Source organism: Pseudidiomarina tainanensis, assembly GCF_900115255.1.
Classification (GTDB): domain Bacteria; phylum Pseudomonadota; class Gammaproteobacteria; order Enterobacterales; family Alteromonadaceae; genus Pseudidiomarina; species Pseudidiomarina tainanensis.
In genome coordinates this window covers 108,395-130,219 of record NZ_FOYU01000003.1, presented here as the reverse complement: position 1 = coordinate 130,219, position 21,825 = coordinate 108,395, and the positions used below count along the sequence as shown (strand labels likewise).

The window sequence follows — 21,825 nt, the reverse complement described above, 5'->3', positions numbered from 1 at the left end:
GGCGGCAATAACCGCCCCCTTAAGTGCTGAACCCTAACGGCTCAGATCCTTAATTTTTTGTTTCGAAAACCAAGGATAGAGCACGGGTAAGATAACCAGTGTTAGCAATGTCGCAGACACCAAACCGCCAACAATGACGGTGGCCAATGGACGCTGAATTTCAGCGCCTGCGCCGGTTGCAAACAGCATGGGAATGAGTCCTAACGCTGAGGTTATTGCCGTCATTAATACCGGGCGTAGTCGAGACCATGCGCCATCAAACACGGCATCATTAACTGCATGCCCATCGGTTATTCTCTGGTTTATACTTTCGACCAGAACCACACCGTTTAGTACCGCCACACCAAACAGTGTGATGAAACCCACGGCGCTGGGCACCGATAAGTACTGTCCTGACACATAGAGTGCCACAATACCACCGATGACTGCCAACGGTACATTCACCAAAATCAACATGGCTTGACCCATGGTGCCGAAAGCAAAATAAAGCAGCAGGGCGATGAGTGCCAGCGATATGGGAACGACAATGGACAAGCGCTCCTGTGCTCGTTGTTGACTTTCGAACTGGCCACCAATGTCGACTGAGTAACCGGTTGGTAAATCCACCTTCTCGTCAATCGCCTTCCTAATATCGGCAACCACGCTGCCCATGTCACGACCCTGAACGTTCGATTGAATTACAACGCGACGCTGTACATCATCACGACGGATTTGCGGTGGTCCTGATTCAATTGCAACGTTGGCGACTTCGCCTAAGGTTACCCAGGCCCCCGAGGGAGTTAACAAGCGTAACGAGCGAATAGACTCCGGCGTATCGCGGAATTGCTTGGCCAACCGCACGTAAATATCATAGCGCTCATTACCGCGAATGATCTGGCCTGCCGAAGCGCCACCCAAGCCATTGTCGACAACGCTAAGTACATCGGAGACATTTAAGCCGTAGCGTGAGAGTTGTTGGCGTTTCGGCGAAACCACCAGTTGTGCTTCACCTTTTATTTGCTCCATCGCTACTGCAACGGCCCCGTCAACCTGCTTGACGGCACTTTCTATTTCCTGGCCTTTACGGGCCAACACGTCAAGCTCGGGTCCAAATAGTTTGATGGCTAGCTGCGATTTTACACCTGAGAGCAGTTCATCAACCCGTGTTGCAATAGGTTGTGAAAAATTAAACAACAAGCCTGGGTGATCATCTAGTTTTGCCTCCATTTTTTCTTGTAAGGCGTAGCGATCCGATGCTGTTGTCCATTCAGACTGCGGCTTAAGACCCACATATATCTCGATGTTGCTGATAGGCTCTGGATCGCCGCCCACTTCGGCTCGTCCAATGCGGCTGAGTGCGTAGGTGGTTTCCGGGAACGACATCAGGATTTTTTCAAGCTTCGGAGCCACCTCTAAGGCCGTTTCAAGGTTAGAGGAGGGGGCTAATGTCACGCGAATATTAATCGTGCCTTCTTCCAGTTCGGGCGCAAACTCTGTGCCGAGACGAGGCACTAACACCAAAGCGCCGACAAACAGCACACCGGCCAGGGCAATAACAGCCTTTTTACTGCGTAACGCCACCGATAATAGTCTTTTATAACCATTATCTAGTGGTTTAAGCAGCTTATTTTCACGAGGCTTAATACCCCGACTGAAAAAGTAACTGGCTAATGCCGGTACAACCATGATGGCCACAAAAACCGCGGAGATAATGGCCAGCATAATACTGATAGCCATGGGCTCAAATAATTTAGCTTCAACACCCTGAAAACTAAACAGTGGCATAAAGACCACCAAGATAATCATGGCGGCAAAGAATACCGGTCGTGCCACTTCGTTAGCCGCTTCCTTAACTCGCAGCTTGATACCATGACTATCGAGTTTGGCTGCCTGAGGATCCGGGTCGCGGTGCTCTGTGCGTTGCTCGGCGTCGTCTTGGTGTTCACTATCCGGACGACTTAAGTGCTTAAAGATATTTTCAACCATCACCACGGAGCCGTCGACCAGCATACCAATGGCAACAGCAATCCCGCCCAGCGACATCAGGTTAGCCGACATGCCCATCGCGGACATTACCATCAGGGCAATGGCGATAGAAACGGGAATGGACAGTAACACTAAAAAAGTAGCGCGTATGTTGAGCAAAAACAGTGCTAATACTGCGATAATAAACACAAAGGCAATGAGCAGTGAATACGCGACCGTAGATACGGCTTTTTGTATTAAATCGGCCTGATCATAATACGGCTCAAAGGTAACACCCTCGGGTAATGCTTGCTGAATAAGCGGAATGCGCTTTTTAATACCGTCGATGGTGGCTTTGGTATTCGAGCCCATGCGTTTGAGCACAATACCCGACACCACTTCGCCCAACTGGTTGACCTCGCCGTCGACTTTACGCGACATTGAGACCGCCCCCTGGCGAATTTCACTGCCGATTTCGACGTCGGCAACCTGTCCCAGTGTTACGGAAACGCCGTCAACGGTTTTGAGCGGTATTTGTCGTATTTGTTGCAGGCCTTTTTTACCGCTATCCAACCAGCCGGTGCCGCGAATAACCAACTGCTCCTGACCGCGGGGCATATACCAACCACCAACGTTACCGTTATTCTTGTTGACCGCGCCCATGACGTCTTGCTGGGTAAGGTCGTAAGACAGCAGCTTGGCGGGATTGAGGTTAACCTGATATTGCTTAACTTCACCGCCAAAGGACAAGACTTCGGTAATTCCCTCAACGGGCATCAGTAGCAGTTTAACCACATAGTCGTTAAGACTGCGTAGCTCCATGCTACTGACACCAGAGCCCGGCTCGGCAAGTAGCAGATACTGATAAACCTGGCCGAGACCGGAAGAGTTAGGGCCCATTTCGGGCGTGCCGACTCCCTCTGGAATCAACTCCTTTGCCGCTTGCAGCCGCTCGAATACCAGTTGCCGGGCAAAGTAGATATCGACACTCTCGTCAAATACCACGGTAATGCCCGATAAACCTGTTTTTGAGATTGACCGAACTTCTTTGACGTCGGGCAGGGCATACATCACCGACTCTATCGGATAGGTAATAAGCTGCTCGACTTCGGTCGCTGCTAATCCTGGTGCTTCCGTATTTACCGTTACCTGAACGTTGGTAACATCGGGAAAGGCATCCAGATTAAGTTTGGGAATAATAAAAAATGACGCAATGCTGATGCTGAATAAAGCCAATACCAATAACAGGCGATTGGCGACAGCAAACTGAATAATGCGCTGAAACATACAACCTCCTGTTAGTGGTTATGTGGGTCAAAACCGCCTTTAGCGATTTGTGAGCGAACGAAAAACGCGCCGTTGTCTACGTATTTTGTGCCTTCGTTAACGCCTCGAATAACTTTCCACGGACCCTTTTCATCAACCAATTCGACTTTCTTCGGTTCAAACTTTCCGGGTTCGTGCTCAATGAATATCTGCCAGTCACCATCAGGGGCCCGCATTAAGGCTGAGTCCTTAACTGCAAGCACCGGTCCATCCGACTTGACTGAGAAATAAACATCCGCAAATAAACCAGGGTGTAATTGGTCCTTTTCGTTATTTACCGCAAGTCGTACCGTTCGGGTGCGGGTTTTATGGTCTATTGTGTGGCCTTCCTGAATGACTTTTGCCGCAAAGCGCTGATTGTCGACACTCACTGTAACAGGATCACCAAACTGCACACTAAGGTCAGCTGAGCCTGGTAGACGAGCATTAACCCACAAGGTTTCTTCTTGCAGCACTTCAACCAAGTGATTACCGGCATTAACTTGCTGGCCTTGCTTGAAGTTATCGCTAACCACAATCCCGCCAATTTCTGAGGTCAGTTGGTATTCGCCGATAGGGTAGTTAGCTTTACTTAAACGCTTAATGTCGCTGGCTGACATACCAAATGCTTTGAGTTGCGCTTGCGCTGAGGTAAAGGCGTTTTTCGCTTCGACAAAGCGTTTTTCACCCACCGTTGACTCACCGAGTGACTGCACGCGTTGCCATTCGTTAAGTGTGACCAAATACTGACTTTGCGCCTCCGCCATGGTGGCGCTGAAGAGGGTTGCCAGTGGCTCACCTTTTTCGACGTGATCGCCAATACTGACAAAACGTTTGAGAACGGTCGAATCGATGCGCGGACTCACGATATAGCTATTAAAGTCGTTAGCAACCACCTCGCCCGGGGCATAAACCGGATATTCAATGACTTGAGTTTGCAAGGTTCGCGTGGTGATATCTGCCATGGATAGCTGCTTGCTGGATAGCTCCACGCCTGCACTTTCCTTATGTTCACCTTGCTCGTGTTTGCCTTCTTCCTTGTGGGTATCTTCTTTTTCGTCGTGTCCGTGTTCATCCTGCGCCATAACCGAAAAGCTCAGCGCAAGTGCTATTGCTGCGTATAAAGGTTTTACTGACATCGTTTACTCTCCAATCTCTGCGTTTGTTGGCTGGCTTAACGGCGATAACGTCAGCGCTTTACTGAGTTCGCCCGAACGGTACAACCATTCAATGGCGGCCAACCGATATTGTGTTTGCAGCGCTATCCCTGCAAATTGGCTATCGAGCTGCTGTTGCACAGCGGTGAGGTAGTCTGTGGTGGATAGGTCACCGGCGAGCCAGGACTGCTCAATCACCTGCATCGACTCATCCTGCCGAGATTGAAAGTCTTTTTGCCAGCTTTGCCACTGTTTTTTCACAAAACGATAATTGTTAAGAGATGATTTCAGTGCTGCTTGCCATTGTTGCCTTAGTGCAATCAAACGTTTTTCTTCAGCAACAGCTTCGCTATTGGCTGCGCGTACCGCATCGCTGTAGTTATTGCGAATCTGTAGTGGAATGCTGAATGATAAGCCAACTACTGTTTCGTTATCGCTCTCGCCCGCTTCGACGCCTATGGTTGGGTTGGCGGTGGTTAACGAGCGTTTCCAGTCGACATCGGCGCGCTTTAATTGCCATTGCAGGTAAGCGGCTTTTAACGCTGGATGTTGTTGCCAGCGAGCCGTTAACGCAGGTTCAACGTTAAATAGCTCCTCATTCACGGAGAGTTGAGCGACGTCAATCGTGGTTAGCAGAGCGTTTAACTCTGCTTCAGCGGATTGCAGCTGTTGATAAGCCGCTGCCGTTTGTTGCAGTTGCCGACTTAGTGCGAGTACCGTCAGTTGTTCGTCGACGGCACCTAAGTCACCGGCTTTACGTCGTTCGGCAACCAAGCTTATCGCCTGTTTAACGATTTTCTCTTGTTGCTCGGCCAGTGCGTAACGCTGTTTTGCATCCAGCCATTGCACATAGGCATTCAACAGAGTTTTAGCATGCGATGTCGCCGACTGGCGATAAATACTCACTGCCATAGCCGTCATGGCGTCACTCTGACTGGCTCTTGCTTCATTGCGAGTGCTCCAGTCCAGCGTTTGGCTTAGGCCAACAGTGTAATTATTGATGTCACCCTCGCGCTCTAAGCGTGACGATAAGCTAGGGTTGTACAAAGGCTGATTTAATTGTTTGCCCTGTTGGATCAGCGCTTCAGCCTGCTGTTGAGCGGCTTCAACACTGGGGTGTTGCTGCACAGTTTTTTGCCATTGCTCGGGCAACTGTTGTGCATTGGCGTAGCTTGAACTTATTGCCAGACTTACGGCAATAAACAAGCGTTTGCTATGTGTCGAAAACGGACCCATAGATAGACTCCTCAGTCATATTACTGCGTAAAATAATGATTTTTTTGCGCTGCTATAGCAGCTTATTAGGCAGTTATGAGGAGATGGGAGGCCGGAACAGCGGAGATGATAGAGGGTTAGTGTAAAACTCAGTATACCCAGGACGTATTGTGCCCATTCGTGGTAACGCGAGAGTTTTTTCAGTCTTCATGGCATATAAATGAAATGAGCCATGGCAGTGACAGCAGTGATGGCAGTCAAAGCTGATTTCGCCACTTTTAGGGAGATTGCGCTTATCGATGTGGGATTCGTCATGCTCAAAATTGAGGTGTTGCTCAGAAGAGGATTGGTGAGATTGATGCACATCAGCAACCGCCTGACTGATTTGAGTCAGAACAGCAACAAGCACCAGTATTAAAAATCCTAGTCTAAGCATCATTACCTACAGTTCTAAATAAGCAGCTTAACGGTACATTAATTAAAAATAGTTTTCAACTAGTGGCGATTCACACAAATACTTCTGCTGTATACCTATGCACGAATCAAGAGCTTCAGGTAGAAGCGCGAGAAGAAGGTTTTGATTTTATATTTGGTACCGATGTGGCAAATAATGAATTGAGTTTTTTATTCGAGTCAAAATTCGAGCCTTACCAAGAATATTCAAGGACAGACATTAAAGGAATTGATCTCGTACTAAAACTCGGTGACTCATTTATTCGAGCCTTGGAAGTTAAGCTTACAGTTATTCCGGACAATACCACTGCAAACGACAGAGAGTCTGACTGGGGTACCGAGTTGGTGATTAGACCTGCAAGTACTTCTTACGCCGCGCTAGGTATTTTTGATTCGATAAAACCATTTAGAGCGAGACTAAAGGAAATCTTAGAGCCTACCTGTTCGACAATTCAACATTGGGATAATACTGTTGAAATGTTGAGTAAAAGGGAGGAAATCATTGGGTGTTTAAATAAAATATTTACAGAGCTTAAAGACTACCAAAAACCTTTTTTATTACATCCAATATGGAAGACATTGGGTAAGTCACCGATTATTGATAAGGGTAATGCATATGATATTTTTGTTTGGAGCGACTTTGCTATTTGCCGTACCTTTATTGATTGCGCATCAAGAGAGCGAGATGTGGGGAAAGTTACAAGGCTTTATAGATCAACGCTAAGGCTTGCAAGGATTCTTTACGAACTAACACAAACAGATAAGGTAAATATTCATAATATTTATACTCAAATGGCTTTCAACCTGCAGACTGACAAAGAATTTGCTCTGAATGGTAAAATGACTCGTAGATTTATGAATCATCCTCGACGTTATAATCCAATTATGAAATTATCTAGCATCACAAATGTGATTATGAATGGCGGGCACAAAGAGTTAAGTCCAGAACGTCGTTTTGATCAAAGCTTGTATTATACAGCACAGGAATTATTTAAAGACGATGCTTAAAATTGAATATTGTTGTTTATGCTTAAGAGAAAACGACAGAATTTGCTTCCTAAATCGATTAAGAGCAAGAATGTTGTGCGAAGGTCATGAAACTTGGAGGCAAAACCTTAACAAGTCACAATTTTGGCACAGAATCGGCACAAAAGCCTCAAAGTTAGTACTTGCTATCAATGTCAGGCTATAGAATTATGGCGCACCCGACAGGAGTCGAACCTGTGACCTCTGCCTCCGGAGGGCAGCGCTCTATCCAGCTGAGCTACGGGTGCGCATAGATTCGCAAAGGAATCGGAAAGAGCCGGCATTATAGTGATCTCGGCAGATGCTGTCTAGCGCACTCGGCCCATTTATCCGGCTAACAACTGATGTCCGAAAGCGCGATAGCTTTAATGCCGTTATCCCACAAACCAATGTATAGCATTGTTTCGGAGGCCCCTGGAACAAGCATTAAGCTTTTCACACCGCCTCGGCTGGTTTCATCTGACAAGTCATTTTCAACCCATGTTTCGCCGTTGTCGGTGCTGCATTCAATTATCAACGGCTGTTCAGCTGAAAGTTTGTCGTACTGCGCGGAATAGAGCGTTCCATTCTCTGCCAATACAACATCCCAGTAGAATTTATGATTTACGTCGCCCATTGGGGTTTGCCATTGCTCGCCACTGTCGGTACTTAACACAACGCCACCTTCGCCACTGAATAACACGGTGGAGGGCGTTAGTGGGTGAACGAGGCCGCCAATGAAGGTAGCGGGTGCAGGTAATAGTTCGTGCCACTCGCGAACGTTGCCGGTAGTCTGATCGTAACGCGCTAAGTAACCATTCTCGATAGCGCCTTGGCCACCAAACCACACTTGTTGTCTCGGGCTGTCGACATAAAGCAGGCGCAATCCAGAGGCGAAACCGTCCCACTCGCCGTGCAGAAGTGTCCAGTGAGTGGCGGTCGTGTCAGCCACTGCGAGAGATGTGTTACCAACTGCATATATTTGATCCGTGCCGGAATCATAAGCTAAGTTTCGAATGGCACTGTGAAATTCGCCGCCAAAATCATGCTCAATTTCCGTCCAAGTTTCGCCGGCGTCTTGGCTTTGATAAAGCGGAAAGGGCGCTGAGTCGTCGGAAATATCCTCGCGCTCGAATGCAACCACATAATAGCCAGAGGCAACAATAGCCACACCTTTTACCGCGGTTGTCGTTGGAGAACGTAATTCCCACGCAGCGGTATAGTCACTGCGCCAATAAAGTCCGCTGTTAGTGCCCGCAAGTTGTGCTTCGCCGTCTTGTGCCAGCAATTCGACAGTAAGTTGATTTGAGAGAATGGTTGTTAATTTCCCCGTAACTGGCGGTTCAGTTGGTGTTTCATCGCCAGAATCACTTCCGCAACCAGCAATTACTAAAATGAAAATAAGAAAGCCTAGGCGTAATCGTAGTGTCATCGTCCTTGTCCTTTTTATTTACAATTATAGGCTAGACGCAATTACTGTAATTTTTGTGACCTATATTTTCCTTTAACTTAATAAAAGCAGATAACCCAAAACGCCAACTACGGTTGGCGTTTTAACTCTAAATTATGGAAATCGAAGCTGAAATCGGTAAATGGCGCAATCGCTTCCATTTTAGCGCCTGTCACCTCGTTCGAGCGGCTGACGTTAAAATCAATATAAGCATCAGCCTCTAACAATGGTTCGTCCCAACGCACCACAAAAGTATCGCCGTTATAGTGCTCGAGGGTGCCTTTTAGCATTGGTGTGTGGGTGAAGTTAATCCGTAATTTTTTGTCCGTCATACCAATATCGACAGCACCATACCAAGCATCGACGTAGCTACCCACGTATCGCGCTAATGGTAATGCTTTGCGACTGACATCCGGTACAGGCATTTTAAACGCTGCTTTAGAATCCATAAACTCGCGATATTTTTCGCTTTCTTCTGCTATCCAATCGGAATCTGGCAAGCCTAATAAGTCTTCAAGCGCTTCTTGAGTAATTGCGGTTAATGCACCGAAGGCCTGCTGATTGCTCATGACAGTAATCGCAAAGTTGCGCTCAGGAATAATGGTCGTGAGCGAAAGCATGCCTAAGATACCGCCGCTATGGTAAACGTGTTTTACGCCGTGTTCGTTCTTCACAAACCAACCCAAGCCGTAGCCACGGTAATGCGTGCCGTTCTCGGCAGCACTGGCGCTCACCGTCAATGGAGTAACGACCTGCCACATGGCACGTTGAGAATCGGCGCTAAACACCTGCTCACCGTTAATTGATTTGCCATGGGCGATTTGTGCCAGTAACCACTTCGCGAAGTCATTGGCGTTGCTAGCCATGGCCCCTGCCGCTGCAAAATCTTCCAGATAATCCAGTGGGAAACGATGCAGCTTGCCATTCATTTCAATAGTGCCGACTGCCACATTATCAACGTTACCTGGAATGTTGGAATGGCCAATCACCGTGTCATTCATACCCAACGGCTTAAGTAATTTTTTTCGCACATAGTCCGTAAACGGCATGCCACTGGCGCGGGCGATGACTTCTCCTGCGGTGACAAACATTAAATTGTTGTAGGCGAAGCGCTCACGTAAGCCGGAGGCAAATGGTACATGAGCCAGCCCTGCTAAAATTTCTGCGGTGGATTTGTCAGTGTTTGGCCAAATCATCAAATCGCCGGCACCGACGCCTAAGCCAGAGCGATGACTCAACAGATCGCGAATGGTCAGCTCGGCGGTAATTGCCGGGTCCGACAAACGAAATTCAGGAATGTATTGAATGACTTTGTCGTCCCAACGAAGTTTCTTTTGCTCAACGAGTGTCGCAAGCGCCGCTGCAGTAAAAGCTTTGGTATGCGAGGCAACACCGAAGAGGGTGTCAGCGTTTACCGGCTCGCCGTTGCCAATATCACGAACCCCGAAGCCTTCGGCTAAAATCACTTCACCATCTTTCACCGCAACAACGGCAAGCCCAGGAATATTAAATGCGCTCAACGCTTCTTCAGCTGTTGCACGAATATCATCGGCAGATTGTCCGAATGTTGGCGCGGTTGAAAAGAGCAATGCACCGCACACCAAACTGGCTAAGGGTTTGAAAGATAACGTCATGATTGTGTCCTGATTTTTGTTCTATTGACTGCTAGCCAATCTAACCTCATCGCAGAGATTAGGCAACTTGCCCGAATACGCTAGTGAACCCGCGCAGTTTGGTTACACTACGCAACAGGTTATTTCTTATAGAGGAAGAGTCATGAAGGCAATGAAAGTTATTGCGGCACTTGCAACGTTCATGTTGTCAGTACAGGCGTTCGCCTCGCAGTTTGTCATAAACCACAAATTTGACGATGACGCGAACAATGACAGTAAGGTGATGGTGGTATTTGTCGCGGAAGATCAGGCGGTTGCATTAGAATCGTGGTCAAGCGCGACGCAAACTATGGTCACCACTGCGTTGAATGCGAAGGAATTCACTGGTAAGCACGGCCAAATGGTTGAAGTATTAGCGCCTACTGGATTAACAGCGCAGCGTTTGATTGTTGTTGGCGTTGGAGCGGCCGATGCATTTAATCGAGTGAAAGCTGAGCAAGTTGGCGCAAAGCTACTTAGCTCGTTGCCAAGTGATAGCGAAGTGGCGTTAAACGCTAGTTTGCTTGCTGATGCGGATGCGGTTGCAGCCATTGCACACGGTATGGATTTAAAAAACTATCGTTTTGATCGCTATAAGAGCGATGCAAAAGATCGCGACACCGTCACCTATTACTGGCAAGTGGCTGATGATTCGGCGGCACAGCAACACTATGGCGACTACCAAGCGATTGCAAAAGGTGTTTTCTTAGCGCGCGACATTACCAATCTGCCAGGCGGCGATGGCTATCCGCAAGCGATTGCTGAAATGGCCTCAAAAGCATTGAAGCCATTGGGTATTAAGGTAACCGTATTGAACCCTGAACAAGTGCGTAAAGCCGGCATGGGTGCGCTTTACGGTGTCAGCCAAGGTAGCCAACACAAGGCTTACTTGCTGGCCGCGCATTGGCAAGGCAGTAAAGACCAACCGGTTGCTCTGGTTGGTAAAGGGAATACGTTCGATACCGGCGGTTATAATCTGAAAACGTCGTCGAGCTCAATCTTGCGTATGCAAACCGATAAAGCGGGTGGCGGTGCAGTATTAGGTGCAGTGATGGCATTAGCTGGACAGAAAGCACCGGTTAACGTTGTGGCTGTGGTGCCGTTATCACATAACTTAATTTCAGGCTCAGCGCTGTTACCGGGTGATGTGGTGACTGCCGGTGATGGCACGAAAATTGAAGTTGCGAACACCGATGCGGAAGGTCGCCTGATTCTGGCTGACGGTATCTGGTATGCACGTGATAAATTCAAACCGCGTGCAATTGCCGACATTGCAACGTTAACTGGCTCGAAAGTTGGTGCGTTAGGAACCGATTACTCAGCGATTTTCACTGAGCATGACGATTTACTTGCAACCATGAAACAAGCTGGTGAATCAACTGACGAATTAGTATGGCAACTACCGTTAGGCCCATACCCAGGTATCATCAGCAGCACGTTAGCAGACATTAAGAACGTTGGTTCGCCTGGTGCGCAAGCTGGCGCGGTATTCTTACAGCACTTTGCTAAGGATACCCCATGGATTCATATCGATATGGCCGGCAATGCATACAACGCTGGCGCTAACGGTATCCATCCAGCTGGTGGCAACGGTTACGGCGTACGCTTGCTCACCGAATGGGTAAAGCTGTACTCAAACCAAGCAAACTAAAGTAACACCGCTCGAATGAGCAGGCCGACCAGGGTGATCGTGATCACCCCGGCGGCCCATATTCCGACAAACCATAACCAGCGCTGCCAAGTCGGTTTAGTCATGATAGCCACTGTCCTCTTTCACTTTGCCGCGAAACACCCAGTAGGTGTATCCGGTGTACGCGAAGATAATCGGAAGCAAAATCACAGCACCAACAAGCAAGAACGCTAAGCTATTATCAGGTCCGGCGGCTTCCCAAATAGTAATTTCAAACGGAATTAGATACGGGAAGATACTGACGGCGAAGCCAACGAAAGCAATTAAGAATACGCCAAGTGCCCATAAATAGGGGCGGCCCTCTTGCTGCTTGGTGAGTGAGTTAAGTAAACCGCCGCCAATCACCGCTAAAGCGAATGGAACAACCCAAAGCGCTGCCGAGCCAGGCCAGGTAAGCCAGCGTTCAGCGACATTTTCAAATGATGACACCAAGTAAATACTGACTGTCGCAATGGCAAGGATTAACAAGATGGCGCTGTTTCGCCCATAGTTGTATGCGCGCGCTTGCAGTGGTCCGTCAGTTTTCATGACCAGCCACGTTGCGCCTAAAAGTGCATAGCCAACACAAACAGCAATACCAGCAAAGATGGTAAACGGGCTTAACCAGTCAAACCAGCCGCCAGAATAAGCACGATCAGTCACTTCAATACCTTGCAGCATGGCACCCAACATAATGCCTTGGCTTAACGCTGCGACCATAGAACCGAGCATGAATGCGCGATCCCACCAATGTTTATTGGCTTTACTTTTAAAACGGAATTCAAATGCAACCCCGCGGAAAATAAGCCCCAACAACATGGCAATAACGGGCATGTAAAGCGCGGGCATCAGTACCGAATAGGCTAAAGGGAATACGGCAAGCAAGCCGCCACCACCAAGCACCAACCATGTTTCGTTACCATCCCAGACTGGAGCCACGCTATTGACCATGCGGTCGCGATATTTTTCCTCGCGAATCCATGGAAATAAAATTCCCATACCTAAATCGAAGCCGTCCAGTGCCACGTAAGCGAACACTGCAATAGCAATTAGAGCTGCCCAAATGAGTGCATAATCCATCGCTTAGTCCTCCTCGTGATATAGGCGTTCAGCGGCCATTGGCACGCGTGCATATTCAGGAATATGGGTATGCTCTGGGCTACCGGCCATTTTGCGTAAGATATAAACCGTACCGGCACCGAATACCAAGAAGTACACCACGATAAATGCAACGAGGCTGGCGCCTACACCAACGGCATCAATGGGTGAGGCCGCGTCGCTAGTACGCAGCAACCCTTGAATCACCCACGGTTGGCGGCCTACTTCGGTGACAACCCAACCGGCGATAACCGCGACAAACCCCATCGGCCCCATAAACAGAGCTGCACGGTGAAGCGCTCTCGAGTCATAAAGCTTTTTGCGCAGTCGCAGATAGCCAGACCATAAGCCAATCAGCATCATCAACACGCCGATACCAACCATGATGCGGAACGACCAAAACACAATCGGAACTGGCGGCCATTCATCACGTGGGAAAGCGTCCAGTCCCGTTACTGTAGCATCGACGTCGTGTTTTAAAATCAAGCTGGCAAGGCCAGGTATCTTAATCGCATAATCAACTTCAGCTGTTTCTTCATTGGGCCAGCCAAATAAGTACAAGGGCGCTTGTGATTCAGACTTAAAGTGGCCTTCCATTGCGGCCACTTTGGCGGGTTGATGCTCTTGTGTATTTAAGCCGTGAAGGTCGCCAACGAATACTTGCAGCGGCGCGACAATCAACGCCATCCACATCGCCATCGAAAACATTTTGCGAGCGGCTTGCGAGCTTTTGTCTTTCAACAAATGCCAAGCCCCAACCGCGCCAACTACAAACGCAGTCGTTAAATATGCGGCAATCAGCATGTGCGCCAATCGATACGGAAACGATGGATTAAATATGGCTTCTAGCCAACTGGTGACCACATATTGACCTTGCTCGTTCATGGTGAAGCCGGCTGGGGTTTGCATCCAGCTATTGACCGATAAAATCCAGAAGGCACTAATCGCGGTACCTACAGCAACCATGAGGGTTGCAAAGTAATGTAAGCGCTCACCAACCTTGTTCATCCCGAAGAGCATGACACCTAAGAATCCGGCTTCTAAGAAAAACGCTGTGAGTACCTCGTAGCCCATCAACGGACCAATGACGGGACCCGCCTTGTCGGAGAATACCGACCAGTTGGTACCGAACTGGTAACTCATCACAATGCCGGAGACCACGCCCATACCAAAGGCAACCGCGAAGATTTTCACCCAGTAACGGTAGAGCTTTTGATACACTGGATTGCGCGTTTTAAGAAATAGACCTTCGAGTACAGCCAGATAGCTGGCTAAGCCAATGGTGAAGGCGGGGAAGATAATATGGAAGGCAATAGTGAATGCGAATTGAAACCGGGCAAGTAATACCGCATCTGCCTGTGTGAACCAACTTTCGAACATCTTTCACCTCGTGGGTAGTATGTACCTTAGTCGAAATAAGTATAGGCATTAATTTAGCTGGTTACGAATAATAAGCCTTTCATTAGCAAGATAATAACTAATCGTGCCCATACAAAATGTATGGCAGTACCAAAACCAGAGTATCTCGTATGTATGTGACGCTATTTGTGGCGGCGTTATTGTCTGCCACGCTGTTACCCGGTTCATCGGAAGTATTGTTGGTTTCACTGCAAACACAAGGGTATGCGGTAGGTTGGTTGTGGTTAGTGGCTACGCTTGGCAATACGCTCGGTTCATGTGTGAACTATGGGTTAGGTCGCTATGCTTTGCATTGGCAACATCGGCGTTGGTTTCCGGTGTCATCAAAGCAGCTAGAGAAAGGGCAAGCGTGGTTTGGACGCTATGGCAAGTGGAGTCTATTGTTGGCATGGCTACCGGTTGTTGGTGATCCAATCACCCTTTTTGCTGGCATTATGCGGCTTCACTTCGGCGTGTTTTTGGTTCTCACTGCCATCGGCAAAGCCGCACGTTATGCGGTCATTCTTGGTTTACTGCTCAGTATCAGTTGAAACGGCATATGCTGCGGCAATTTCAGCTAAGCGCGCATCGATAGTTGCTCGATCTAACCACTGGCCAGCAACCATAACACCAGCATGTTCAGCGATAGCTTCTGGGGCAATAAGAGGATTTTCATTGAGCAACATGAAATCAGCGCGCTGACCTTCCGCAATCGCACCGAATTTATCTTTATCGGCAAAATACTCACCAGCAGCAACTGTCGCACTGTGTAATATACCTGCGGTCGGAATACCGGCATCGCGTAACATACGAATTTCATGCATTGCCGAGAATCCCGGAACGCTGAATAACTGCGGCGCATCGGTACCGAAAATCATCGGTACACCGCCATCATATAAGGCTTTGATGAGGCGTTGGCGGTTTTGTTGCTGCACCATGGCGTTGTCTTGATTGAAGTAACCAAGCGTGGGTTCCTCAAGGTAACCAAACCAGCCATCGCGAACTTGCTGCGGTACATATTTAATCTCTGGGTAGGCACGCAGTGCATCTTTATCGGCCGCACCAATAATGGTTGCCCACAGCGCTTGGGTTGGCACCACGGCGACGTTGTAGCGCAATGATAATGCGACTAAATAATCGAGTTCATAACGTGATGCAGCGCGATTAGTCGCATCAATCTCTTCAAGGTAACCGTCAAGGTGATCAATGGTTCGTTGTCCAGCTTTTAACGCCTCTTCCAAACCAACGTCGGTCGGCACATGGCCACCGAAGTCCATTTTTGCATTACGCGCCGTTTTCGCCATAGCTTGATATTCAGCAAGCGTTAACCCCGGATGAACCTTAAGTAAATCCCAGCCCTCATCGCGTTGGTCAATCACTCGCTGCGTCGCTTGTTCAGGTGATTCGATGCTGTTGCCGTTGAAACTTGGTCCGGCAAGATAAAGCGTAGGACCTATACGCTTGCCCTCAGTGATATCTCGTTTCAACTGCAACTGATGCGGATAACCTAACATGCCGCGCACTGTCGTGACGCCATTCGCAACGTACATAAACAATACATCGTCGAGATAACGGTCGGGGTATTGTCCAAAACCACTGGCTGGCGGCACATGCCCATGCATTTCAGCTAAACCAGCTAGGAGATATTTATCACGTCCATCGATGTGTTGATAATTTTGCGGCACCGATAGCGTTGCGGTGTCACCTACAGCAGTAATGCGGTCGCCTTCAACTAATACGGTTTGATTGGCGACAACATTTCCGTCGGTGCGGGTTAGGGTCACCACATTCACACCGTGGAAAGCGTAACCACTGGGCTCAACTTTTACTTCAAGCGCTTCGGGTTGTGGCTGACAGGCGCTGATAAAAAGGAGCGACAGCGACGCGATAACAAAGGTGATGAAACGTGACATAAAAGGGTACCTGAGTAAAAAAGTAACGTAAAAGCTCAACACAGCATGACTGCTATTGTAGTCAAAAAGTCACAACGACACGGGTGTTGTTTATCGCATGAACAACTAAGATAGTCGGATTTGTACTCGCAACGCTAGCAAAATGCTTTAGTCTGAACGTTATAAATTCAATAGAACAACAGAAAAGGATCAACCATGCGGCAATTTATCGTTCCTGTCATGCTCGGCCTATCCGCCCTGACAACTCAGTTCATGGTGGCGCCAGTGAGCGCTCAAGAAGCCCCGAAAACGTTCCAAGCAGAAGATATCTTTGCTCTGGAATGGGCAAATGACGTGCAAATCTCACCGAACGGTCGTTACGTCGTGTACGTTCGTCACGGGTTCGACATCATGAAGGATAATACCAAGCGTGCTTTGTGGTTAGTTGACACGGAAACGGGTTCGCATACCCCGTTGTTTGATGATCAGCATTCATACGGTAATCCAAGCTGGTCACCCGATGGTTCAAAATTAGCGTTTAGCTCCAATCGCGATGGACGCAATCAAATTCACGTGTATCACTTGGCTACGAAAACTTCGAGCGCAATTACTGAAGTAACTGAAAGCCCGCGTCAGTTCTCTTGGTCGCCGGATGGCAAGCATCTTGCCTTCTTGATGAATGTGGCGGCGGATAAGACCGAGTACGCGAAAGCGGTGAAAAAGCCAAAGGCGCCAAAAGGTGCGAAGTGGGCGAAGCCGCCAGTGATTGTGGAGCGTACTTACTATCAGCGCGATGGCGCAGGTGTGCTACCTGACACCTATAGCCAGATTTTTGTAGTGCCAAGCGAAGGTGGTACCGCACGTCAATTAACTAGCGGTGCATTTAGTCATAACGGGCCGTTAGCGTGGGTTGACGGCGGTAAAGCGCTCGTGTTCAGCGCCAATCGTAACGACGATTGGGAATATCAAGTCAACGAATCTGATTTGTGGAAAGTTGCAGTACAAGATGGTGCATTGACCCAAGTCACTGATATGCCAGGCCGTGAATGGTCGCCAATCTCCTCACCAAATGGTGAGCAACTCGCGTTTTTACATCGTGGCAACGAAGCGATTCCATATCATAACGCCAAGCTACGTATAATGGATTTAGACGACAATGATCAGCGTGAACTATTAAGCGATTTTGACCGCTCGGTCGACAGTCCGTTGTGGCTGAGCAATGACCGCCTAGCGATTCAATACGCAGACCGTGGCCGCTATAAATTGGCTGAAGTTCGTTTAAACGGTAACAAAAACGAGTGGGTGGATGATGTGGGTGGCGTTTCAGTCAGTCGTCCATACATGAGTGGTATGTTCTCAGTTGCCGCTGGTGGTAACAAAGTCGCTTACACCCGTGGCTCAAGCTATCGCCCAGCCGATGTTGCAGTGTTTGATATTCCGCGCCGTGGCGCAGCTAAACCACAAAGCTTTACGGCGTTAAATGACGACGTGTTAGGGCATCGCCAATTGGGTAAAGTGCATGAGTTTACGTACAACTCAAGCTTCGATGATACGGAAATTCACGGTTGGTACATTACGCCGCCTGATTACGATCCGAACAAAAAATATCCGTTGCTGTTAGAAATTCACGGCGGTCCGCATCTAGCATACAGCCCGATGTTTGCAGCCGAGCAGCAGCGTTATGCCGCTGAAGGTTACATTGTGTTTTACAACAACTACCGAGGCAGTACGTCATATGGTGCCGAGCACGCGCTAAAACTGGATGGCTTCTATTCGTCTGAGCGCGATCATGCTGACCATATGTCGGGTATTGACGTGTTGATTGACAAAGGCATGGTTGATCCGAACAACCTGTTCATTGCCGGTGGTTCGGCAGGTGGTATTGCTACTGCGTATGCGGTTGGTCTCACTGATCGGTTTAATGCAGCCGCAGCAACTAACCCTGTCATTAATTGGATTAGTAAAACGCTCACGGCCGATAGCTACTTGGGCCAAATTACTAATCAGTTCCCAGCAATGCCGTGGGAAGACTACGATCATTATTGGAAGCGCTCACCGTTATCAATGGCGGGTAAAGTGAACACGCCGGTGATGTTATTTAGCGGTGAAAATGACCGTCGTGTGCCAATGTCGGAAATCGAGCAGTTCTACCAAGCGTTACAACTGCGTAAAGTCGATACGGCGATGGTTCGCGTTCCTGATGCATCGCACGGTGTGACCGCGCGTCCGTCAAATATGATTGCGAAAATTGAGCATACTTTGGCTTGGTTTAAGCTTTATCATAAAAAATAACTGCAGCTAGTCATGCGGTAACAAAATGGTTGCGATGTCATATTTTTTGCTATGATGTCGCAACTTTTTTTTTGATTGATGAAGTGACAAGGCAGAGCATGGAACGTTTCATTGAAAACCTAATGTATAGTTTGCGTTGGTTGTTAGCGCCTATTTATCTCGGTTTGAGTCTGGCGGTTTTACTATTGGGTGTGAAGTTCTTTCAAGAGCTCATTCATGTATTTCCAAACATTCTTGAGATTAAAGAAGTCGATCTGATCCTGCTTACCCTAACCCTAATTGATATTGCATTGGTCGGTGGCTTGCTGGTGATGGTGATGCTCAGTGGTTACGAAAACTTTGTCTCCACGCTTAACATCAATAACGACACGGAAAAGCTCGCGTGGCTTGGTAAAATTGACTCGGGCGGTTTGAAGAATAAAGTGGCAGCGTCGATTGTTGCGATTTCATCAATCCACTTGCTGAAAGTATTCATGAACGCGCAAAACATCGACCACGACACCATCAAGTGGTACGTGATTATCCACTTAACCTTTGTCGGCTCTGCTTTTGCGATGGGTTACTTAGACAAAGTAACCCGCAAACAAGGTGATGATTAACGCGTCACGCGAGGCACGCGCGCGGTAACATTGGTGAGCAAATCGTAGCTAATGGTACCAGCGTGTGTGGCCACTCGGCCAACACTCAAATTGGGTCCCCATAATTCTGCTTCATCGCCAATGGCGATATCAGTAAAGTCAGTGATATCCACTGTGATCATATCCATTGATACCGTGCCGGCTAACGGCACTTCATGACCCTTTAGCCACACTGGTGTGCCATTTTTAGCATGACGCGGATAGCCGTCTGCATAACCTATGGCGACAGTTGCAATGAGGCTCGGTCGCGTTGCTGTCCACGTACCGCCATAACCGACGCTCTCGCCTTTCGCAACGTTACGAATAGCAATAACAGGCGCTACAAGACGCATGACCGGACGCAGTGGTTCGGGTAATTCAATGGCTTTTTCTACTGGGTTGTCACCATAGAGCAAAATCCCAGTGCGCACCCAGTGGCCGTTATGTTGTGCCATATCAATGGCTGAGCTCAACAGCGCTGCTGAAGTTGCTAAACTCATATCGAGTTTGGACTCGGTTTGTGCACAGACATCTTCAAACAGCTCAAGTTGTTTGTCGTTCAGTGGATGCGTCTGTTTCTCAGCATTGGCAAAATGCGACATCATGGTCACGCTGCCAACCTGGGGGGAGGCCTTAAGTTCTTCGTAAACACGCTGAGCTTCAGCTGGCGACCAACCCAATCGATGCATACCTGTATCGACTTTCAGCCACACCGATAACGGCCGTACCATGCGTGACATTAAAATTGCATCGAGTTGTTGTTGCTGGTGCACCACTGGCTGGAAGTTATGATGGGCGCAAACGGGCAATTCGGCTTCGCTAAAACACCCTTCCAGCAACACAATTGGGTGTTGGAATCCGGCATTGCGAATCTCGATAGCTTCGTCAATAAAAGCCACGGCGAACGCATCCACGTGTTCACTAATCGCTTCGGCAACAGTGAGCACACCGTGACCATAACCATCGGCTTTAATCACGCCTAACAAACGTGCATCACCAGCTAGCTGGCGCGCAATGCGTGCATTATGATGCAAAGCATCGCGGTCGATCTCGGCACGGGTAGGGCGAAAATGAACACCATTAGCCATGATGCACTCCTAGCCATTCCGCTAATTTTGTCACGGTGATTGTCATCACGCCGAGATACCACATACAACGTTTTCCTTAAATCATTATAAAACTAGCGATAACGTACAACACAAGCGTGACGCCACCAGCTGTCAGCGCATACGGCAATTGTGTACGCACGTGCTCGAGTAGGTCACAGCCAGATGCTAATGCTGATACCGCGGTGGTATCAGAAATCGGTGAGCAGTGGTCACCAAACACACCACCACCTAATACGGCAGCCAATAGCAGCGGTGCTGGCAAATCAAGCGCAATAATCATCGGTGCAGCAATCGGAATCAAAATAGCAAAGGTGCCCCATGAAGTTCCGGTTGTGAACGAAATCAGTGCACCGGTTAAGAATAACATAGGCGCAATTAAATAGAGGGGTAAGAAATCGCCAACTAAGTTAGCTAAGAAGATACCCGTACCTAATTCCCGTAAGCTGCTACCTAGCGCCAAAGACAACAATACGATGCTCACTAATGGCAAGAGCTCGCTCATACCTTTAAAGCCGATATCCACCAACTGTTGGTGGCTTTTACGTCGACTCATCAGCAACATGATATAAGCAACCACGCAAGCCAAAGCGGTCGCATACAATACTGATTTAGAGCCATCCCCTTGGGTGATATCCCCGTCGCCAGTGCCAAACATAAAGGCCACCATACCGAACACCATCACTGCCAACGGGACTAACATATACCGCGCTTTGCTGTTACTGGGCACGTGTTCGGGAATATCTTGATGGGGTTGCGGCTGTTGTTCAACCGTGCGCATTGGTCCATATACTTTGCCTGAAAAGGCGGTATAAAACACGATGCTGAGTGTAACGAGTGCGTAAAAGTTATAAGGAATAGTCGCCCAGAGCGTACTCACAGATGAACCGGGTAAACCTTGCTGTTCAATCATGCCAAGTACATAGGCACCCCAACCGTTCAGTAGTATCAAAATACACACGGGAGCACTGGTACTATCGATTAAGTAGGCTAAACGCGCACGGCTCATGCCAAGCTTTTCGAATAAGCCACGCGATAAAATACCGGCTGTGAGGACACTTAAATTCGATTCGATAAAGACAAAGATTCCGGTAAATACCGTCATTAAGCTGGCGCTACGCTTGGTTTTACCAAGGCCGCGAGCCAGCAGAGCCTCAACTGTTGCTGCCACGCCACCAGACTCACGAATGTAAGCAAGTAGCGCACCCACCATTAAGCTAAACACCAGAATACGGGTATTACTGGCTGAGCCAAATACGGCAACAATGCGCTCAATGGTCGCGACAAACGTGAGTAAAACTGATTCGCCACCTTGAAGGGTGAGGAGCAATTCAGAAGTCATAATGGCAAGGAGTAGCGCAACTATGACTTCTTTACGCCAGAACACCACTAATATCGCGACAAGTGGCGGTAAGACAGACATCCAACTCATGGGAATGGCCTTTTGTTGTTATTGTTCGGCTTTTTGATAGCTATACGTTCAATAGTGCCAAGGCTTTGCAATAGATGCAATTTCTCATCAGCAATTATGACACTGCGCAAAAAAAACCACGAACACTATTGTAATTTAAA

General features: G+C 48.3%; 16 protein-coding genes and 1 tRNA gene. 6 read left to right on the top strand and 11 right to left on the bottom strand.

Going from position 1 to position 21,825, the window contains the following annotated elements; translation table 11 throughout:
- Positions 1 to 33: 33 nt before the first annotated feature.
- Genes BM292_RS09175 through BM292_RS09165 form a run of 3 tightly spaced genes read right to left on the bottom strand, consistent with a single transcriptional unit; the run spans position 34 to position 5,642 of the window.
- The gene (locus tag BM292_RS09175; protein ID WP_092857842.1) at positions 34 to 3,231 is read right to left on the bottom strand and encodes an efflux RND transporter permease subunit; all 3,198 of its coding nucleotides are present in this window, start codon (positions 3,229 to 3,231) and stop codon (positions 34 to 36) included.
- Between the two features lie 11 nt (positions 3,232 to 3,242).
- The gene (locus tag BM292_RS09170) at positions 3,243 to 4,388 is read right to left on the bottom strand and encodes an efflux RND transporter periplasmic adaptor subunit (RefSeq protein WP_092857840.1); all 1,146 of its coding nucleotides are present in this window, start codon (positions 4,386 to 4,388) and stop codon (positions 3,243 to 3,245) included.
- A gap of 3 nt (positions 4,389 to 4,391) precedes the next feature.
- Complete coding sequence (locus BM292_RS09165; protein WP_092857838.1) at positions 4,392 to 5,642, bottom strand: TolC family protein; 1,251 nt, start codon at positions 5,640 to 5,642, stop codon at positions 4,392 to 4,394.
- A gap of 211 nt (positions 5,643 to 5,853) precedes the next feature.
- On the opposite strand from BM292_RS09165, the gene BM292_RS09160 reads away from it, so the two are divergent.
- Both BM292_RS09160 and BM292_RS09155 read left to right on the top strand, forming a co-directional pair.
- On the top strand, positions 5,854 to 6,039 hold the full coding sequence (locus tag BM292_RS09160; protein ID WP_092857836.1) for a hypothetical protein: 186 nt from the start codon (positions 5,854 to 5,856) through the stop codon (positions 6,037 to 6,039).
- An 80-nt stretch (positions 6,040 to 6,119) separates the two neighbouring features.
- Positions 6,120 to 7,082, top strand: coding sequence for a HindVP family restriction endonuclease (locus BM292_RS09155; RefSeq protein WP_177203828.1), 963 nt, complete (start codon positions 6,120 to 6,122; stop codon positions 7,080 to 7,082).
- A gap of 189 nt (positions 7,083 to 7,271) precedes the next feature.
- Here BM292_RS09155 and BM292_RS09150 read toward each other — a convergent pair.
- From BM292_RS09150 to BM292_RS09140, 3 genes are all read right to left on the bottom strand, one after another.
- Positions 7,272 to 7,348 (bottom strand) — tRNA-Arg (locus tag BM292_RS09150).
- An 86-nt stretch (positions 7,349 to 7,434) separates the two neighbouring features.
- Positions 7,435 to 8,511 carry a hypothetical protein gene (locus BM292_RS09145; protein WP_092857832.1) on the bottom strand — a complete coding sequence of 359 codons (1,077 nt, stop codon included), beginning with the start codon at positions 8,509 to 8,511 and terminating at the stop codon, positions 7,435 to 7,437.
- Positions 8,512 to 8,618: 107 nt separating this feature from the next.
- Complete coding sequence (locus BM292_RS09140) at positions 8,619 to 10,163, bottom strand: serine hydrolase (protein WP_092857830.1); 1,545 nt, start codon at positions 10,161 to 10,163, stop codon at positions 8,619 to 8,621.
- Between the two features lie 142 nt (positions 10,164 to 10,305).
- Between BM292_RS09140 and BM292_RS09135 the strand changes: the two genes are divergently transcribed.
- Positions 10,306 to 11,832 (top strand): leucyl aminopeptidase family protein, encoded by a 1,527-nt coding sequence (locus BM292_RS09135; protein WP_245751897.1) that lies wholly within the window; start codon positions 10,306 to 10,308, stop codon positions 11,830 to 11,832.
- Between the two features lie 96 nt (positions 11,833 to 11,928).
- Here BM292_RS09135 and cydB read toward each other — a convergent pair whose 3' ends face one another.
- Both cydB and BM292_RS09120 read right to left on the bottom strand, forming a co-directional pair.
- The gene (gene cydB / locus BM292_RS09125) at positions 11,929 to 12,930 is read right to left on the bottom strand and encodes a cytochrome d ubiquinol oxidase subunit II (RefSeq protein WP_092857826.1); all 1,002 of its coding nucleotides are present in this window, start codon (positions 12,928 to 12,930) and stop codon (positions 11,929 to 11,931) included.
- Positions 12,931 to 12,933: 3 nt separating this feature from the next.
- On the bottom strand, positions 12,934 to 14,328 hold the full coding sequence (locus BM292_RS09120) for a cytochrome ubiquinol oxidase subunit I (protein ID WP_092857824.1): 1,395 nt from the start codon (positions 14,326 to 14,328) through the stop codon (positions 12,934 to 12,936).
- Between the two features lie 149 nt (positions 14,329 to 14,477).
- On the opposite strand from BM292_RS09120, the gene BM292_RS09115 reads away from it, so the two are divergent.
- The gene (locus BM292_RS09115; RefSeq protein WP_092857822.1) at positions 14,478 to 14,897 is read left to right on the top strand and encodes a YqaA family protein; all 420 of its coding nucleotides are present in this window, start codon (positions 14,478 to 14,480) and stop codon (positions 14,895 to 14,897) included.
- On the opposite strand, the gene BM292_RS09110 is transcribed toward BM292_RS09115, so the two are convergent.
- Positions 14,877 to 16,259 carry an amidohydrolase family protein gene (locus tag BM292_RS09110; protein WP_092857820.1) on the bottom strand — a complete coding sequence of 461 codons (1,383 nt, stop codon included), beginning with the start codon at positions 16,257 to 16,259 and terminating at the stop codon, positions 14,877 to 14,879. The two genes, BM292_RS09115 and BM292_RS09110, sit on opposite strands and share 21 nt — an antisense overlap.
- Before the next feature lie 195 nt (positions 16,260 to 16,454).
- Between BM292_RS09110 and BM292_RS09105 the strand changes: the two genes are divergently transcribed.
- Together BM292_RS09105 and BM292_RS09100 are read left to right on the top strand one after the other, a co-directional pair.
- Complete coding sequence (locus BM292_RS09105) at positions 16,455 to 18,530, top strand: S9 family peptidase (RefSeq protein WP_092857818.1); 2,076 nt, start codon at positions 16,455 to 16,457, stop codon at positions 18,528 to 18,530.
- 98 nt (positions 18,531 to 18,628) lie between these two features.
- Entirely contained in the window at positions 18,629 to 19,129 is a 501-nt protein-coding gene (locus BM292_RS09100) for a TIGR00645 family protein (RefSeq protein WP_092857816.1), read from the top strand.
- Here the strand turns inward: BM292_RS09100 and alr are convergent.
- Complete coding sequence (gene alr / locus BM292_RS09095) at positions 19,126 to 20,235, bottom strand: alanine racemase (RefSeq protein WP_092857814.1); 1,110 nt, start codon at positions 20,233 to 20,235, stop codon at positions 19,126 to 19,128. The genes BM292_RS09100 and alr overlap by 4 nt on opposite strands.
- Positions 20,236 to 20,311: 76 nt before the next feature.
- Positions 20,312 to 21,685 carry a Na+/H+ antiporter NhaC family protein gene (locus BM292_RS09090; protein ID WP_092857812.1) on the bottom strand — a complete coding sequence of 458 codons (1,374 nt, stop codon included), beginning with the start codon at positions 21,683 to 21,685 and terminating at the stop codon, positions 20,312 to 20,314.
- Positions 21,686 to 21,825: the final 140 nt, after the last annotated feature.